General features: G+C 60.3%; 14 protein-coding genes and 4 pseudogenes. 5 read left to right on the top strand and 13 right to left on the bottom strand.

Annotated features, from left to right (window positions below; genetic code table 11):
• Positions 1–7: 7 nt before the first annotated feature.
• Positions 8–1323 (top strand): annotated as a pseudogene (locus tag ACZ1HM_RS09785) (pyruvate dehydrogenase complex dihydrolipoamide acetyltransferase).
• A gap of 83 nt (positions 1324–1406) precedes the next feature.
• Here ACZ1HM_RS09785 and cysE read toward each other — a convergent pair.
• The 11 genes and pseudogenes from cysE to fabD all read right to left on the bottom strand — a co-directional run bounded on the left by cysE (position 1407) and on the right by fabD (position 11551).
• Positions 1407–2222, bottom strand: a complete 816-nt coding sequence (cysE, locus tag ACZ1HM_RS09780) for a serine O-acetyltransferase (RefSeq protein WP_472742614.1) — start codon at positions 2220–2222, stop codon at positions 1407–1409.
• A 103-nt stretch (positions 2223–2325) separates the two neighbouring features.
• Positions 2326–2619 carry a DUF7742 family protein gene (locus ACZ1HM_RS09775; protein ID WP_472742613.1) on the bottom strand — a complete coding sequence of 98 codons (294 nt, stop codon included), beginning with the start codon at positions 2617–2619 and terminating at the stop codon, positions 2326–2328.
• Positions 2620–2622: 3 nt separating this feature from the next.
• A pseudogene (locus ACZ1HM_RS09770) lies at positions 2623–4848 on the bottom strand (phage tail protein); the annotation flags it as partial.
• A 56-nt stretch (positions 4849–4904) separates the two neighbouring features.
• Entirely contained in the window at positions 4905–5069 is a 165-nt protein-coding gene (locus ACZ1HM_RS09765; protein WP_472742612.1) for a hypothetical protein, read from the bottom strand.
• Between the two features lie 503 nt (positions 5070–5572).
• Entirely contained in the window at positions 5573–6826 is a 1254-nt protein-coding gene (gene mltG / locus ACZ1HM_RS09760; protein WP_472742611.1) for an endolytic transglycosylase MltG, read from the bottom strand.
• A gap of 3 nt (positions 6827–6829) precedes the next feature.
• A pseudogene (gene fabF / locus ACZ1HM_RS09755) lies at positions 6830–8084 on the bottom strand (beta-ketoacyl-ACP synthase II).
• 81 nt (positions 8085–8165) lie between these two features.
• A complete protein-coding gene (locus ACZ1HM_RS09750) occupies positions 8166–8699 on the bottom strand; it encodes a GNAT family N-acetyltransferase (protein ID WP_472742610.1) in 534 nt (177 codons plus the stop codon).
• A 150-nt stretch (positions 8700–8849) separates the two neighbouring features.
• A complete protein-coding gene (locus tag ACZ1HM_RS09745) occupies positions 8850–9083 on the bottom strand; it encodes an acyl carrier protein (protein WP_472742609.1) in 234 nt (77 codons plus the stop codon).
• 199 nt (positions 9084–9282) lie between these two features.
• Positions 9283–10020 (bottom strand): 3-oxoacyl-[acyl-carrier-protein] reductase, encoded by a 738-nt coding sequence (gene fabG / locus ACZ1HM_RS09740; protein ID WP_472742608.1) that lies wholly within the window; start codon positions 10018–10020, stop codon positions 9283–9285.
• A gap of 16 nt (positions 10021–10036) precedes the next feature.
• A complete protein-coding gene (locus ACZ1HM_RS09735; RefSeq protein ID WP_472742607.1) occupies positions 10037–10618 on the bottom strand; it encodes a hypothetical protein in 582 nt (193 codons plus the stop codon).
• Positions 10618–11551, bottom strand: a pseudogene (gene fabD, locus ACZ1HM_RS09730) (ACP S-malonyltransferase). Before fabD ends, ACZ1HM_RS09735 begins: the two are co-directional and overlap by 1 nt.
• Positions 11552–11692: 141 nt before the next feature.
• On the opposite strand from fabD, the gene ACZ1HM_RS09725 reads away from it, so the two are divergent.
• Positions 11693–12907 carry a cytochrome b/b6 domain-containing protein gene (locus ACZ1HM_RS09725; RefSeq protein WP_472742606.1) on the top strand — a complete coding sequence of 405 codons (1215 nt, stop codon included), beginning with the start codon at positions 11693–11695 and terminating at the stop codon, positions 12905–12907.
• A gap of 120 nt (positions 12908–13027) precedes the next feature.
• Here the strand turns inward: ACZ1HM_RS09725 and ACZ1HM_RS09720 are convergent, their stop codons facing one another.
• Positions 13028–13597, bottom strand: coding sequence for a YceI family protein (locus ACZ1HM_RS09720; protein WP_472742605.1), 570 nt, complete (start codon positions 13595–13597; stop codon positions 13028–13030).
• Positions 13598–13763: 166 nt separating this feature from the next.
• Positions 13764–14255, bottom strand: a complete 492-nt coding sequence (locus tag ACZ1HM_RS09715) for a hypothetical protein (protein WP_472742604.1) — start codon at positions 14253–14255, stop codon at positions 13764–13766.
• A gap of 323 nt (positions 14256–14578) precedes the next feature.
• Between ACZ1HM_RS09715 and ACZ1HM_RS09710 the strand changes: the two genes are divergently transcribed.
• From ACZ1HM_RS09710 to rpsR, 3 genes are all read left to right on the top strand, one after another.
• Positions 14579–15952 (top strand): MATE family efflux transporter, encoded by a 1374-nt coding sequence (locus ACZ1HM_RS09710; RefSeq protein ID WP_472742603.1) that lies wholly within the window; start codon positions 14579–14581, stop codon positions 15950–15952.
• A gap of 172 nt (positions 15953–16124) precedes the next feature.
• On the top strand, positions 16125–16478 hold the full coding sequence (rpsF, locus tag ACZ1HM_RS09705; protein ID WP_472742602.1) for a 30S ribosomal protein S6: 354 nt from the start codon (positions 16125–16127) through the stop codon (positions 16476–16478).
• A 29-nt stretch (positions 16479–16507) separates the two neighbouring features.
• Positions 16508–16735 carry a 30S ribosomal protein S18 gene (gene rpsR / locus ACZ1HM_RS09700; RefSeq protein WP_005852865.1) on the top strand — a complete coding sequence of 76 codons (228 nt, stop codon included), beginning with the start codon at positions 16508–16510 and terminating at the stop codon, positions 16733–16735.
• Positions 16736–16737: the final 2 nt, after the last annotated feature.

Here is a 16737-nt window from a genome sequence, read left to right as displayed (position 1 = left end):
CGGACAGATGCCTACAGAAATTCTCATGCCCGCCCTCTCGCCCACGATGGAAGAAGGCACCCTGGCCCGTTGGCTGGTCAAAGAAGGCGATACCATCGCCTCCGGCGATATCATGTGCGAGATCGAAACCGACAAGGCGACGATGGAGTTTGAAGCCGTTGACGAAGGTGTGCTGGGCAAGATCCTGGTGGCCGAAGGCACCGAAGGGGTCAAAGTGAACGCGCCCATCGCGGTGCTTTTGGAAGACGGCGAAAGTGCGGATGACATCGCCAGCGCGTCTGCCTCAGCTGCGGCAGCACCTGCACCCGCAGCGTCTGAGGAAGCGCCAGCAGCAGCGGCCCCGGCCGCCTCTGCGCCTGCCCCCGCCGCACCGCAAGGTGCTGATGGCAAACGCATTTTTGCCTCCCCCTCGCCCGTCGCATTGCGGCGAACAAGGGGCTGGATCTGGCACAGATCACAGGCTCCGGCCCGCATGGCCGCATCGTGAAAGCGGATGTTGAAGGGCTCAGCCAAACGGATGCGCCCGCTGCAGCCGCCGCACCCGCTGCGGCCAAGCCAGCAGCGGCACCCGTCGCCGCAGCCGTTTCCGCCGGGCCATCCACCGATACGATCCTCAAAATGTACGAAGGCCGCGATTTCGAAGAGGTCTCTCTCGACGGGATGCGCAAAACCATTGCCGCACGCCTGACAGAGGCGAAACAGAGCATCCCGCACTTCTATCTGCGCCGGGACATCCAGCTTGATGCGCTCTTGGCCTTCCGGTCTCAGCTGAACAAACAGCTAGAACCGCGCGGCGTAAAACTGTCGGTGAATGATTTCATCATCAAAGCCTGCGCGCTGGCGCTGCAACAGGTGCCAGAGGCGAATGCCGTCTGGGCCGGTGACCGGATGCTAAAGCTGAAACCTTCCGACGTCGCAGTGGCTGTGGCCATCGAAGGGGGGCTCTTTACCCCCGTGCTCAAGGACGCGGATATGAAGTCCCTCTCGGCGCTGTCGTCCGAGATGAAAGACCTCGCCACCCGCGCCCGCGACCGCAAGCTTGCGCCGCATGAATACCAAGGCGGCAGCTTTGCGATCTCAAACCTGGGCATGTTCGGCATCGATAATTTCGATGCAGTGATCAACCCGCCCCATGGCGCGATCCTGGCTGTAGGGGCTGGCGTCAAGAAACCTGTGGTCAACGCCGAGGGCGATCTGGCCGTGGCCACGGTGATGTCTGTAACACTCAGCGTCGATCACCGGGTGATTGACGGAGCCTTGGGCGCGCAGCTTCTGACGGCGATCAAGGACAACCTCGAAGCGCCCATGACCATGCTGGCGTAACGCAAAAGAAAGGCCGGTGGGGGATCCCCATCGGCCTTACCGCTGCCCCGCTTGCAGGGCAGAAACTCTATTCTATCAAGCCGTCAGTCTTTGGCCCAAGGCCCCAGCATGTGGTTCATGGATACCGACGGCTGCTCGCATCCGGCCTCGCCCACGATCTTGGCGGGAATGCCTGCGACGGTCTTGCAGGGCGGCACTTCTTCCAGCACCACGGAACCGGCTGCGATGCGGCTGCAATGGCCCACCTTGATGTTGCCCAAAACCTTCGCGCCCGCGCCGATCAGAACCCCGTCACCGATCTTGGGGTGACGGTCTTCTTCCTCTTTGCCGGTACCGCCCAGAGTGACGGAATGCAGCATAGATACATTGTCGCCCACCACGGCTGTCTCACCAATGACGATGGAATGGGCATGGTCGATCATGATGCCCTTGCCCAAGGTCGCGCCGGGGTGGATGTCGACGCCGAAAATTTCACTGACGCGCATCTGGACAAAATAGGCCAGGTCACGCTGCCCGCGCACCCAAAGGTGATGCGCCACACGGTAGGCCTGCACCGCCTGATATCCTTTGAAATAAAGGATCGGCTGCAAGAACCGGTGGCAGGCGGGGTCCCGCTCATAAATCGCCACCAGATCGGCGCGCGCGGCCTCTACCAGCTCAGGATCCTGGGCATAGGCCTCTTCAACCATCTCACGCACCACGACCATCGACATCTCATTTGAGGCCAGTTTGGCGGCGATCCGGTAAGACAGCGCCTTTTCGATGGATTTGTGATGCAGAATACAGGCATGCACAAAACCGCCGATCAGCGGTTCTTCTTGCACCGCATCCTGCGCTTCACGCTGAATTTGATCCCAAACAGGATCAAGAGACGCAATTTTTCTGCTGATTTCGGCCATGAGCGCCCTCCTATCACAGGCTTTCCTTACTCCATGTAGGAACAATCTGCCAAACGCAAAGCCGTGATGCACCATATTTGTATTTGTGATGTGTTACCACAACTTACATGAGCCGACTGCGTGGGCGGGTCTGTAGAACGCAGAACACCACCTCAAAACAGTGGCAGACCTCTGGGTCATCCAATGAAAGATACGCCTGTGTTGGCTGGCCGCGCACCACGGCGCGCAGCGTGCCGTCCCCATGCGTCGGGTGAGGTTTGCCCAAACGCCCGGCATATCTGCTGGCGCATTCCGCGGCTGCGATGAATGCACCGCACTGCGCCGTTCGGTCTGACCTCGGCAGCATTCTCAAGGCACGCACCACCGCCAAAACATCCCCCAGATGAACCGAACGCACAGATCAGGCTGCGATCTGCAACGTGGTCGCCAAACCCGGCCCATAGGCGGCAGAGATCTGCGCGATGGAGACGGAATATGCGACCGTCAGCCCGTCTGCGGCCTGCATCGCGGCGGAATAGGTCCAATTGGGCACTGAAACAGTCTCCTCCCGCAGGACCTGGCCATTTTGCACAACCTGAACCCGGTATAGCTCACTCTCTTCACCCAAAGGCACATCCACCGCTTCCCAGCCATCACCGTCAATGCGGCTCCGCCGGATCCAGCTTAGGACGTGACCGCCCGCACCGTCTGGCACAGCTTTCAGATGACACGGGCTTAACGGGCGCAATCCGTTGCCGTCAAACGCCACCACCTCATGCCGGTAGGCGGGATCGTCGACACCGCGTCCTGCAGGACCGATGCGAAAGTTCTGTGCCACCCGCCGCAAGTTGGGGCTTAGATCAATTTGCTCCGGCACCCCGTCCAGCAGCACAAAGGCTGATCCAGCAGGCCAAACCCCCGGCATAAGCGCATCACTGCCCGCCTGCCCCCGCAACCGAGTGCTGAGCCAATAAGTCTTGGGGCCCACAAGCTCTGCCTTTTCAAACTGAAACACCTCCCAGCGGTCAGCGCTCCCATCGCCGATCGCAGCGGTATTGGCACCGGCCAACAGCGCCTCTGGCGTCACGCTCGACAGGGTGCCGCTGACCAAGGTGACCTCAAGCACCGCACCGCGATCATACACCCCAGAACAGGCTGCGACCAAAGGCGTCCTGGTGACCCCTACAACCGCACGGGCGCTGATCACTTTGCTCAGCCGGTAATCCGCATCGATGCTGGATTGAAACAAGGCCACCGACCCTGGCCAAGGATCTGCGGTGGCTGCTAGATGCGGCGCATGGGGCACTTCATCCCCGCGCAGCAGCGGCAAATCCATGAAATAGGACAACACCGGCGTAGGGGCGACAAAGGGTCGGGCCGTGACGATTTCATCATAAATGTCAGCCGCATCATATACTTCCGGCTCAATCCTGACGCCTTCGATCACCTGGACATCTGTCCGTTCCACCCGGTCGATACGGTAACGGGCCGCGCGCTCAGCGCCGTCGCCGGGCAACTCAAAGACGTCGCCCGCCCCCAGATCCAGCTGCGAGGGCGGCAAAGCCAGCCGCACCGCATCACGAGACACGCGCGCCTCTGTCAGCCAGCGTTCCACCACCTGCCGGCCCTCACCACGGGTCAGCACCAAGTTCACCTCAGACCCCGCGACCCCGTGGGTGGCCTCATCGGCCAAGACCGCTTCTTCCGAAATAACTTCGAAATCAGCATCCGCCTGCACAAAGCGCAACCGCATCCTGCCCGAAACCTCAGCCTCCGCCTCACGGGTTTGCTCTACCGTGCCATCCAGATCAGCGCTCAACGCAAAGTCGTCCCGGCTCAGCGTCTGCACCGCCTGCCCGTCCCGCATCCGAAACCGCAACACGCCATCCCGCTCAATCGCGTCAAAGCCGTAACGGATCATCAAGGGCTGCAAGGCTGTGCGCGCCTCACTGACCTGCTCAACCGCGTAGCCGCGCACATATCCGTAAAGCCCATCAGTATCGAACGCTGTCAGCCCAGCGCGGCGGCAAACCTCAGCGACGACAGACGCCAATGACCGGCCCGCCGTGCGCCCGTTGATCCAGTGTCCGCGGGTGTAATTCTCGCCATCGCTCCATTTTTCCAGGTTGTTGGGAAAGAACGGATAGGGCCGCATGTCATAGGCCCAGACATAGGCCCGGCTCATGTCCAGCATGCGCCCCGCATATTCGGTCGATACCGGGTTGTTTGCGGGATCTTTCCAATAGGCCGACATCGCACGCAGATATTGCATCTGCATCAACTCATCCCGCGCCCCGGTTGAAAAATAAGGCAGCTGACTTTCTGAGCTTTTGGCATCCAGAAATTTGTTCGGCTGGTTGGCCCCTTTGTCAATCGCCGCACAGCCGTATTCATCAACCCAAGCGGCATCAAACTGCGGCCCGCGCAGGCCTTCTGGATCTTGGGCGGTATGCACGCTCGCCACTGCCCCATTGGGCCAGACCAAGCGCTTGCGCCCCGCCTCCCACTGCGGCCGCCGGTCCTCGGGCGAGCAGGCCAAAATCCCGCTTTCGCCAAAAATCATGACCTCGCGCACCTGATCAATCGTCTCTCCTACCAGTGCCACGCGCTGACACCGTCCCGCATCCAGGGGCCGCGCACCTTCGACCAGGCTGCGCACCCATTCCGCCCCCGCCCGCGTCTTGCCCGCACCGCGTCCGCCCATCACGATCCAGGTCCGCCAAGCCCCTCCGGGGGCAACTGATGCGGCAAGGCCCAGAACTCAAACAGATAGGGCAGCGCCATGACCTCCTCTGTGCTCAGCTCATTCAGGAATTGCTCTTGGACGCCCGCATCGGCGCAAGCGATCCAATTTGCACCCGATCTCAACCCGGGCTCTGTCCAGATCGAGGGCATACCCCAGGTGCGATACCGTCCCGTTTGCTTGTGCTCTCATTTAGGAAGTTCTCCGCTTTGCCGAATTCAGTCATTAACCCTCTGATTTTACTGAGGGTCTGCTTTATCTCTGCCGCATTCAAATGCGTGTCTTCCCGCACATCTCGGGCGTGGGCTTCAATCTCTTGCCGTAACCCCAGTGCAGCCTCCCGCAGTGCGCGCAAAAGATCTTCTGCGCGCATCACATCTTCGTTTTCTGTCTCTGCCGTCATGGTGGATCATACCCTTCCGTATGGCCCTCCGACCAACAAGGCATGAAAGGCGCTATCCGGGTCCCTGCCCTAAGCCGCTCACCCACACCTTCTAGCTTGCCGGAACACTTTGGCACCGGCGGCTCAAGCCGTGGTAGGCCGCGCGCACGCCCCCCTGCAAAACCCCGCAACGGGGCCAACGCCGCGGGCCTGTGGGCAATCCCTAATTGATCGTTAAAGCAGGGGTCAAAGGCCTGAATTGGCACAGCAAAAAGCCCCTGTCCCCGCGGGGACAGAGGCGCAGCCCCCTAAAACCGGGTGCCTGATCAGTCGCTTTCGCTGTTGCTTGCCGCCGCGCGTTTCCGCTTCAATCTGCCGCCAGCGCGCCACGTTCCGGTTGTGCTCAGCCAATGTCACGGCAAAGGCATGGCCCCCCGTGCCGTCCGCCACAAAGAAGATATAATCCGTCTCATCCGGCTGTGCCGCGGCCATCAGGCTTGCACGACCCGGGTTGGCAATAGGCGTGGGTGGCAATCCCGGGATTACATAGGTGTTCCACGGCGTCTCCGCCCTCAGCTCAGAGCGCCTCAGCCCGCGCCCCAGAACGCCTTCACCCCGTGTGATCCCATAGATCACCGTAGGGTCTGTCTGCAGCCGCATGCCTTGGTTCAAACGGTTCACAAACACGCTCGACACCTGGCGCCGTTCCTCTGCCACACCGGTTTCTTTTTCGATGATCGACGCCAGCGTGATCAAATCCTCCGGTGTTTCAATCGGCAATTCCGGATCGCGCGCGGCCCAAGCCTCGGCCACCAGGTTTTCCTGCGCGGCCTGCATCCGGGCCACCACTGCGGCGCGGTCATCGCCCGGGCGCACTTCATAGCTGTCGGGGGCCAAAGACCCCTCAGGCGGCACATCCCCGGCTGATCCCTCCAGCACATCCATGCCTTTCATTGCTTCGATGACCTGCCAGCTTGTCACGCCTTCGGCCAAAGCAATGCGGAACCGTGTGTCGGCTTGCGCTTTGGTCTCAGTGTAGACCGCTGGCACCTCTTCGGACGCAGGCTGGAACTCCGCGCGTTCGACAAAGCGGTTGGTGGCAGGGTCCAACTCACGCACCTGCACGGACAAACGGTTCACCCCGATGCGGTACACCACTTCTGTCCCGCAAGTGCTGGCCCCGCCACGGGTCACAACATCGACAATCTCTGACATCGACGCACCCGGTTCCACAAGAAAGCTGCCCGCCTTCAACTGGCTGGCCTTTTCCTGGTAATCGGCCCCGATGCGGAAAATAGACGCGGAGCTGACAGCCCCCTGCGCGGCCAAATCCTCTGACACCCGCCGCATGTTAGAGCCGGGCTGCACCTGCAAACAAATCGCCGTATCCAGCGGCCCTTGGGCACTGTATTCGTTTTGCCCCCACAGGATCACACCGCCGAGCAGAAACACCGCCACGACCAAAAATGTCACCGCGTTTGAGGCAATATGCCGCCACATGCGTTATACCTTCCCGAAAAGGACGCTTGCGTTCGTACCGCCAAAACCAAAAGAGTTGCTCAGGGCCACGTTGATCTCACGTTTCACGGCCTTGTTGGGGGCCAGATCAATCGCGGTCTCAACCGCTGGGTTCTCCAGGTTGATCGTGGGCGGTGCCACCTGATCGCGGATCGCCAGGATGGAGAAAATCGCCTCAATCGCGCCCGCGGCCCCAAAGGTGACCTGTCGCTGACTTCGTCGATGACATCGTCACCTTGCCTGCGTGTTCGCCCATCATCCGCTCGACCGCGCCCAGCTCAATGGTGTCGGCCATGGTCGATGTGCCATGGGCGTTGATGTAATCAATGTCCTTGGGCTCTTTGCCCGCATTGCGCAGCGCGTTGCGCATGGAGCGTTCACCGCCCTCCCCATCCTCAGACGGTGCAGTGATGTGATAGGCATCGCCCGACAGGCCATAGCCAATCACTTCGGCATAGATCTTGGCCCCGCGCGCCTTGGCGTGCTCATATTCCTCCAGCACCACGATGCCCGCACCTTCGCCCATCACGAAACCGTCCCGGTCCTCATCATAGGGGCGCGATGCGCTCTTGGGGTCATCGCCGCGTTTGGTCGACAGCGCCTTGCAGGCGTTAAAACCCGCAATGCCAATCTCACAAATCGCAGCCTCCGCACCGCCCGCGACCATCACATCCGCATCGCCATGCTGGATCAGACGCGATGCATCGCCAATGGCATGGGCGCCTGTGGAACAGGCGGTCACGACCGAATGGTTCGGGCCTTTAAATCCGTATTTGATCGACACCTGACCTGAGATCAGGTTGATCAGCGCCCCCGGCACAAAGAACGGGCTGACCCGGCGGGGACCTTTTTCTTTCATCACTAGCGTGGTGTTCGCGATGGAGTTCAGCCCACCAATGCCAGAGCCGATCAGCACGCCCGTGCGTTCCAGCGCCTCTTTGTCCTCAGGCATCCAGCCTGAATCCTCAACCGCCTGCTGTGCGGCTGCCAAACCAAACAGGATGAACGTATCCACCTTGCGCTGCTCTTTGGGGGCCATGTATTTGGCGGCATCAAACGTCCCGTCCGTGCCGTCACCCAAAGGCACTTCGCAGGCGTATTGCGTGACCAGATTGCTGGCGTCAAAACCCGTGATCGGCCCCGCACCAGATTGCCCATCCAGGATCCGCTTCCAGCTTTCCTCAACGCCATCGGCCAATGGTGTCACAAGACCCAAACCTGTCACGACTACTCTGCGCATCTCAAAGCCCCTCTTCTCGCTTTGTTGCGCTATACCTTGGGCAGCCCTGCGGTTTCAAGGGATCAGGTTGTTGCAGCGCCATCAAACTGGTGGCCCCTTGCGGGCCATCAGAACCACCTTGTCGCCTTCCATCTCCGCCTCCCGCATCGCGCGGTATCCGACCGATTGCGCAATGCGCAACGATGGGGCGTTGTCCGGCGTGATGATGCAGACCGTCGGGCCTGCGATCACACGGTCGAACCAATCATGCGCCGCCTCTACAGCGTTCAGCCCCAGCCCCTGCCCCTGTGCCTCGGGGGCCATGACCCATCCGGCCTCTGGATAGGGATCGAAATCCGCGCCCAGCCCGCGTGAGCCGAAGAAAAATCCGGCCTGCCCCACGATATGGCGTTGGCCGTGCAATTGGATACCCCATTGCCCAAAGCCTGAGATTTGCCAATGCCCTGCGTTGCGCAGGAACGCGTCCCACGACAACGCCTTGCTGCGCGGCTTGCCGGTGACATGGGCCACCACTTCAGGCGTCGCCCAGATCTCGGCAAAGCGCTGAAAGTCTTCAGAGCGCATGGCGCGCAGGGTCAAACGGGATGTGTTGATCGTGGGGATCGTCCGGGACATGCTCAATGCTCACGCTATTCTTTGCGTCTTTGCGCCAAACTGCGAAGAGCGGCAGCAATGAGCAACCCCGAAAACCAGAAACGGCGCTGTTCCGCTCAGAACAACGCCGTTTCAAATCTGCTGCGGTCGGGGCCTTAGGCCCCTGCCGACTTAGGAGGCATCATTGATGAACTTCACCGCATCGCCAAAAGTCTGAATGTTCTCAGCCGCGTCATCAGGGATCTCGATGCCGAACTCTTCTTCAAAAGCCATCACCAGCTCAACAGTGTCGAGGCTGTCTGCGCCCAGATCGTCGATGAACGACGCATTCTCGGCAACTTTGTCCTCTTCAACACCCAGGTGTTCTACAACGATCTTTTTCACGCGGTCTGCGACGTCGCTCATAATAAATCCTCACGTTTTTCGGCCTATGGCCTAAATTTCTGTCCGCACGCCCACTCATGGCGATTGGTAAGAGCCCCAAAACTAGGGCGGTTCGTCCCTTCGAATACCAAAAACAGCGGCACCGACGGCAACCCCCGAATTCGATTCTGCGCCCCCTTTAGCACATGCGCCGTCATGCGCAAATGTTTAGCGAAGCGCTTTACAACATGGCCATGCCGCCGTTGACGTGCAAGGTTGTGCCCGTCAAATAGGCTGCTTCCTCGCTTGCCAGATACAGTACCGCGCTGGCAATTTCGCCCGGTGTCCCCATCCGCCCCGCCGGAATTTGCGCCATGATTCCAGACTTTTGCTCATCCGTCAGCTTGTCCGTCATCGCCGTCTGAATAAACCCCGGTGCCACCGCATTCACGGTGATGCCACGGCTGGCAACTTCATAGGCCAGTGACTTTGACATGCCGACCATGCCCGCTTTGGACGCGGCATAGTTTGCCTGACCGGGATTGCCTGTGGCCCCCACAATGGAGGAAATATTGATGATCCGACCCCAGCGGGATTTCATCATGCCGCGCATCACGCCTTTGCACAGTTTGTAGGTGGCGGTCAGGTTCACGTTCAGCACGCTGTCCCATTCCTCATCCGACATGCGCATGAAAAGATTGTCGCGGGTGATGCCGGCGTTGTTGACCAAAATATCGACTGCGCCCATCGCCTCAACCGCGGCCTTGGGCAGCGCCTCAACCGCGGCCATGTCGCTCAGGTTGCAGGGCAGCACATGGGCACGTTCGCCCAGCTCGGCCTGCAGGGCCTCCAGTGGCTCTGTGCGGGTGCCAGACAGGCCCACGGTGGCGCCTGCGGCGTGCAACTGCCGTGCGATGTCCGCACCGATGCCCCCTGATGCACCTGTCACCAGTGCGGTTTTTCCAGTCAGATCAAACATATGTTCCCTCAGCTCCCTATTGTCTTATCGGCGCGGTCAGCATCCCAAAACGGTCCAGTTCCGTGCGTGTCATAATGTGCATCTCATCTGAGGTCGCCGCCTGCAAGGTGAACCAATAAAATGCATCAGATCCCAGCATTGTCACAAAATAGGCCACATTGGCATCATGTTCCGGCGCGTCGCGTGGATAGTCACTGCCGTCGCCAAAGGCATCGGCCCAGTCATGCACGCCGATGACCGCACAGCAGGTCATGGTGCGCGCATTGCCCGCCAAAAACAGATCGACCGCACCCGAGAAAATCTCGCTTTGCGGTGTCAGATGTGTGTTCAGGCCGTTTTCGCGGATGAAATACCCCATGTCGTGCACAGCGACCTCATCCACGGAGCCGGGCATGTCCATCAACACGATGGTCTGAACCTGGGGGTTATCCTCCATCACCGCAAAGAACCGGCGGGGACTGCTGGTGGCAATCTCACCGCTCATGTAAAGCCGGTCGCCCTCAATCTCAAAAGCGGTGCGGTCCTCCAGAACGCCAAAGGCGGTCACGCATCCGAAAAGGATGCCCAACACCGCAACAAGAGCGAGGATGCGGCGCATCAGCCCGCGATCACCGCCGCCACATCATCGGGCGTGCCTACCGCGCGGCAGGTGCTTTCCTTGGCGATCCGGCGGATCATACCAGACAGCGCCTTGCCTGCCCCAATCTCCCAAAACTCCGTCACGCCTTGGGCGACCATCCACTCAACCGAGGATCGCCAGCGCACGCGGCCTGTGACCTGCTCCACCAGCAAATCGCGGATGCGCGCGGCATCTGTCGTGCTTTCAGCCAGCACATTGGCCACCAGCGGCACGGCAGGATCAGACATCTGCACATCGCCCAAGGCCTCAGCCATGGCATCAGCAGCGGGCTGCATCAGGGCGCAGTGAAAGGGTGCGGACACGGGCAGTGGCAGGGCACGTTTGGCACCGGCCTCTTTTGCCAGAACCACGGCTCGGTCAATCGCGGCCTTACTGCCAGAGAGCACGTTTTGCGTGGGGTCATTTTCGTTGGCCAACTGGCAGACATCGCCCTCAGCAGCGGCTTGTGCAACTCTGGTCTGCGGCTGCTGCATCCAGCCCCAGCACAGCGGCCATCGCGCCCTCACCCACAGGCACCGCCGCTTGCATGGCTTTGCCGCGAATGCGCAACAGCCGCGCGGTGTCCGCCAGGCTGAGCGTGCCCGCTGCGCAAAGGGCGGAATATTCGCCCAGCGAATGGCCGGCCACAAAAGACGCGCGCTCCAGCCCGATGCCTTCGGATTTGAGCGCCGCAACTGCCGCCATGGAGGTGGCCATCAGGGCGGGCTGTGCGTTTTCTGTCAGCGTCAGCGTCTCTGCCTCACCTTCCCAGATCAGGGCAGACAGCTTTTCACCCAAGGCATCGTCCACCTCTTCAAACACGGCACGCGCCGCTGGATAGGCCTCTGCCAGGGCTTGGCCCATACCGATGGTTTGCGCCCCTTGTCCGGGAAAAACGAATGCGATGCTCATAAGGCCCCCTTGATCAGTCTGATCGCGGTCTAGCGGTTGACTGGCGTGTGAACAAGCCTGCACGCTGACTGTGCGCGGGTTGAGATTGCGCAACACGCCCCGCAAGCTATGTCTTGGGATATCTAAACGAAGGAATTTTTGATGGCCCTGTCAAACACAGCAAACCGGTACGGTAGCGTTGCAAAGAGCTTTCATTGGCTTACCGCGCTGTTGATCCTCACCCTGATCCCGCTGGGGCTTATCGCCAACAACCTGCCCTATGAAACCGATGCTGAGCTGGCGCGGAAGGCTTGGATGTTCTCCTTGCATAAGACCTTAGGCGTGGCCGCGTTTTTTGTTGCCGCAGCGCGCATTCTTTGGGCGCTTGGCCAGCCCAAGCCGGGGTTGCTGAATGCGGATAAAAAGGCCGAAAGCTTTGCCGCTGAGATCGTGCATTGGCTGCTTTACGGATCCTTGGTGATTGTCCCGCTGTCGGGGTGGATATCGCACGCAGCCGCCGCTGGTTTCGCCCCGATCTGGTGGCCCTTTGGCCAAGGGTTGCCGTTGGTGCCGAAATCCGTCGCGGTCGAGCATTTCTTTGTCGCGGTGCATTTTGTGGCCACCAAGGTGTTGGCGGTATCACTGCTGTTGCACATCGCAGGCGCGCTCAAGCACCATATCATCGACAAAGACGCGACGCTCCGGCGGATGCTGCCGGGCGCACCTGAGCTGCCTGAGATGCCCGCGCAAAACCACGCCCGCGCGCCGTTTTTCGGAGCTGTCCTTGTCTGGGGCGCCGCCCTTGGGCTGGCCGCAACGCTGGCCAGTGGCGACGGGAAAGCGGGCGTTAAGGCCGCCGTACTTGAGGACGTGGCATCAGACTGGGTTGTCCAAGACGGCAGTATCGACATCACCGTGGTGCAATTTGGCAGTGCCGTTGCTGGCAGTTTCGCCGATTGGACAGCCGCCATCACCTTTGACGAAACCCGTGACACCGCTGAGGTCGGGACGGTGACCACCACGGTGTCCATCCCCTCGCTCACCTTGGGGTCGGTCACGCAGCAGGCCATGGGGGCTGATTTCTTTGATGCCGAAAACCACGCGACAGCGGTATTTGAGGCGGTCATCCTGAACGCACAAGACGGTGTCTATCGAGCGCAGGGGGAGTTGACGCTCAAAGGGGTGAGCGTGCCCGTCGTTCTGCCCTTCACGCTTAGCATCGTGGATGATCTGGCCCAGATGGCAGGCAAGCTGACATTGGACCGGCGCGCCTTTGGGATTGGCGATAATGTGGGCGATGAGGCCAGCCTGGCCTTCGCCGTAGAGGTCGCCGTGGCCCTGACCGCCCAGCGGGGTGGCGCCGCCGCTGCTGAGTGATCAGCCTGCACGGCGTGACGCCTCTTGGTTCGGGTGACGGTGCCAGACTATCCGCGCTCCACGCAGAAAAAAGCCCGCTTCGGTCGAAGCGGGCTTTTGCATCAGGTCAAAGATCAGGCCTTAGCCTGCTTTCATCGCCTCAAGCGAGATGCGGACCTCAACGTCGTCCCCCACCGCTGGTGCAAAAGCGCCCAGGCCAAAATCAGACCGCTTCAGCGTGGTTGTCGCATCAAAGCCCATCCAGGGCTTGCCTGCCATCGGGTGATCGCCAACCTTGTTGAGCGTGGTTTCCAGAACCACCGATTGGGTGACGTCATTCATTGACAGATCACCGGTGATCATCGCGGTGTTATCGCCCGTGACCTCAATGCTGGTGGAGGTGAACGTGACCATATCGCCGTCAGCGGCCCCAAAGAAATCACCAGACATGAAGTGGCCGTCGCGCTGTTCCCAACCGGTGAACATGGATTTCACAGGCATGGAGACGCTGACGGATGAATTTGCAGGCGCATCGGCATCAAACATGATCTCGCCTTCAAAGCCGGAAAACATGCCGAATGTTGTGGAATAGCCCAGGTGGTCATAGCTGAAAATAACCTGGGAGTGGCTGGCATCGAGCACAAACTTTTCGGCGGCAAATGCGCTGCTGGCACCAAGGGCCATCGCGGCGGCAAACATCAAGGTCTTCATGGGAGATCTCCGTGCAATAGAAATGATGCATTAAAACTGGACCGAAACGGCGTTTTTGCAACTCAGCACCGCTCAACACTTCGTGTGCATCAAAGAACAATGATCTGCGCACAGCAAAAGCGCGGCCAAAACGCCGCGCCCTTCCCGTCTTAGTCTGTGGTGTGGATTACTCCAGCTTGCCTGCGTCGCGCAGACCAGCCAGCAAGCTTGCCAGCGCTTTGCGATCAGACAGGGCAACCTCGGCCAGGAAATCTCCGTCCGCCCCCCAAAGCTGTACGTTGGCGCCATCAAACTCCGCATGGGCCAATTCGCCAAAGCTGCTGGATTGCAGCACAACCCGCTCTTGTTTTTCGCGGCGCACGAGGCGCACTTCGCGGCGGATGGTATCAATCTCAATCTCGGGTGCACGTGGCCGCGCGCTGGCGTTCATCAGGCCAAAGGCGGCCAGCAAACCGGTAAAGGACAGGATCAGCTTGAACAGCATCACGTCGCTTTCCCACGACGATCCCGGTGCCACCCAAAGGCCTACCGCCGCCATCGCCAGAGCCGCGCCCAGCAAACGCTGGCCGCCCCGTACAAGCATGCGCGCGCCGTTGGTCATGCGCACCGGTTCGTGGGCCACACCTTCGGGGATGGTGAAATCTGCTGTCGCTGTCATTGCGGTTTCCTCGCCGAATACTTCGCTGCCCTATGATAGGTCACAGAAATGGACAAAAGATGGGCACGCGCGGGGCACCTTCGGGACCATGTGGGGGCTTTCACGTGCCGCGCGCGCCACAGCGCGCGGGGACACCGCCATCTTTGCGATTGCACTGCGGATAAATCGCAGCTACGCCCCCTTCATGGTCCGGCCACCAGCCGCTCGCAGGGATGTCCCATGGTGAAGCGCCGAATTCGATCCGACCCTTTTTCGCGTCTCCGCGCTTTTGGTCAATGCGAGCCCCTGAAGTCACGCGGAACATCGGAAACATGAGGTCTGATATGTCCGAACAAAATACCTTTACCCATGGCCCGCTGGGCCAAATCTTTGTCAAAACCGCCCTGCCCATCATCCTGGTGATGAGCATGAATGGCCTGCTCACCGTCGTGGATGCGATGTTTCTGGGCCGCTATGTGGGCGCGCAGGCGCTTGGCGCGGTCACGCTGATCTTTCCCCTGTTCATGTTGATCATCGCGCTTGCCACGTTGGTGGCCAACGGCATGTCCAGCATCCTGGCCCGCAATCTGGGGGCCGGTGACATGCCCGCTGCCTACGGCACCTTTGCGGGTGCGCATGGGCTGGCTTTGGCGGTCAGTGCGCTTTTGATTGTGGCCTACCTTTTGGGGGGCGCGCCCTTGGTGGCGGCGTTGGCCTCTGGCGATGCGGTGCTGGCTGAGATGGCGCAAACCTATCTGGTGATCATGGTCTTCATGTCGCCGCTTGCGTTTTTGCTGGGGGTGCATTCGGATGCCCTGCGCAACGAGGGGCGCATCGGCTTTATGGCCGCGATGAGCTTGCTGGTGTCGCTGTCCAACATCGGGTTCAACTATGTCCTGATCGCACTGGCGGGGATGGGCGTGGCAGGATCAGCCCTGGGAACGGCGGCGGCACAGCTTTTGGCGCTGGTGATCATCGGGGGCTACCGCCTGCGCGGCATGGCCGTTTTGCACCCCAGCGTGCTGTTGCGTACCGGTTGGGGCCAGCGGTGGGGGCGCATCCTGGCGCTGGGGGCACCGCAAAGCCTCAACTTCATTGGCATCGCCTTGGGCGCTACCTCTGTCATCATTGCTTTGCAGATGATCGAAGCGCCGGACTATGACGCCAAGGTATCCGCCTACGGGATCGTGACCCGGGTGATGACCTTCATGTTCCTGCCGCTTCTTGGTCTGACCCATGCGCTGCAATCAATTGTCGGCAACAACTATGGTGCTGGCCTTTGGGACCGTTCTGACAAAACCCTGCGCATGGGGCTGGGGGTGGCTTTGATCTATTGCACCTTGATGCAAGCACTCTTTTGGCTGGCCCCTGCCCCGATTGCGCGGATCTTTGTCACCGATGCCAGCGTGATCGACAGCTTCGTGCCGATCATGCAAATCAGCGTTGCGATGCTGTGGTTGGCCGGGCCTTTGATTGTGATCGCCAGCTACTTTCAGGCCATCGGAAAAGCCACGCAAGCGGCGGTTCTGGGGCTGTCCAAGCCTTATGCTTTCGGCATCCCGCTGACCTTCGGGTTGGCCCTGATGGTGGGCGAGCGGGGCATCTGGCTGGCCGGTCCGGTGTCTGAGATCCTGATGGCGCTGCTGACGCTCATTGTCCTGCGCCAAAGCGCGCAGGCATTGCAGTTGCGGCACGGGCTTTTTGCGGCACCTGCCTAGGGCCCTGATCTTGGGCTGAGAATTTGGCGCGCAAGCCCTTGCTCTGCGCGCCAAAGACTGTATACGCAGCACTTCCTTGCAGATGATCTGAACCGCGCAGTCTCTCGTGGTGGGGCCGCAAGGATGTAATGCCCCGCCTTTGAAATGCGCCTTGATAGAAATGGAGTGCGACATGCCACTATATGAGCATGTGATGATTGCGCGTCAGGATTTGTCCAACACGCAAGCAGAAGGCCTTATCGAACACTTCGGTGCTGTCCTTGCCGACAACGGCGGCAAACTGGTGGACAATGAGTACTGGGGCGTCAAAACGATGGCCTATAAGATCAACAAGAACCGCAAAGGCCACTATGCCTTTTTGCGCTCTGATGCCCCGGCACCTGCTGTGCAGGAAATGGAGCGTCTGATGCGCCTGCATGATGATGTGATGCGTGTGCTGACCATCAAAGTGGACGCGCACAAAGAGCTGCCTTCCGTGCAGATGCAAAAGCGCGATGAGCGCGAAGGCCGCCGCGAGCGCCGTTGATCAACAGCTTGAGAAAAAGGACTTAACCCATGGCTGCAAAACCATTTTTCCGCCGTCGCAAGGTCTGCCCCTTCTCGGGCGATAACGCACCTGCGATCGACTATAAAGACACACGTCTGCTGCAACGCTACATCTCTGAGCGTGGCAAAATCGTGCCGTCCCGCATCACCGCAGTTTCTGCGAAAAAGCAGCGTGAACTGGCCCGTGCCATCAAACGCGCCCGCTTCCTCGCCCTGCTGCCCTACGCCGTGAAGTAAGG

It is taken from the genome of Sulfitobacter sp. GN1-4 (assembly GCF_055693825.1).
The sequence above is the reverse complement of the archived record's forward strand: the minus strand, read 5'-3'. Positions and strand labels throughout refer to the sequence as shown.

Bases quoted from the DNA above. Each gene is read 5' to 3' on its own strand.
- ACZ1HM_RS09715 (WP_472742604.1), bottom strand. From the start codon at position 14,255: ATGACAGCGACAGCAGATTTCACCATCCCCGAAGGTGTGGCCCACGAA.
- ACZ1HM_RS09750 (WP_472742610.1), bottom strand. From the start codon at position 8,699: ATGTCCCGGACGATCCCCACGATCAACACATCCCGTTTGACCCTGCGC.
- rpsR (WP_005852865.1), top strand. From the start codon at position 16,508: ATGGCTGCAAAACCATTTTTCCGCCGTCGCAAGGTCTGCCCCTTCTCG.
- ACZ1HM_RS09725 (WP_472742606.1), top strand. From the start codon at position 11,693: ATGGCCCTGTCAAACACAGCAAACCGGTACGGTAGCGTTGCAAAGAGC.
- rpsF (WP_472742602.1), top strand. From the start codon at position 16,125: ATGCCACTATATGAGCATGTGATGATTGCGCGTCAGGATTTGTCCAAC.
- ACZ1HM_RS09735 (WP_472742607.1), bottom strand. From the start codon at position 10,618: ATGCGCCGCATCCTCGCTCTTGTTGCGGTGTTGGGCATCCTTTTCGGA.
- ACZ1HM_RS09720 (WP_472742605.1), bottom strand. From the start codon at position 13,597: ATGAAGACCTTGATGTTTGCCGCCGCGATGGCCCTTGGTGCCAGCAGC.
- ACZ1HM_RS09710 (WP_472742603.1), top strand. From the start codon at position 14,579: ATGTCCGAACAAAATACCTTTACCCATGGCCCGCTGGGCCAAATCTTT.
- ACZ1HM_RS09745 (WP_472742609.1), bottom strand. From the start codon at position 9,083: ATGAGCGACGTCGCAGACCGCGTGAAAAAGATCGTTGTAGAACACCTG.
- fabG (WP_472742608.1), bottom strand. From the start codon at position 10,020: ATGTTTGATCTGACTGGAAAAACCGCACTGGTGACAGGTGCATCAGGG.
- cysE (WP_472742614.1), bottom strand. From the start codon at position 2,222: ATGGCCGAAATCAGCAGAAAAATTGCGTCTCTTGATCCTGTTTGGGAT.
- mltG (WP_472742611.1), bottom strand. From the start codon at position 6,826: ATGTGGCGGCATATTGCCTCAAACGCGGTGACATTTTTGGTCGTGGCG.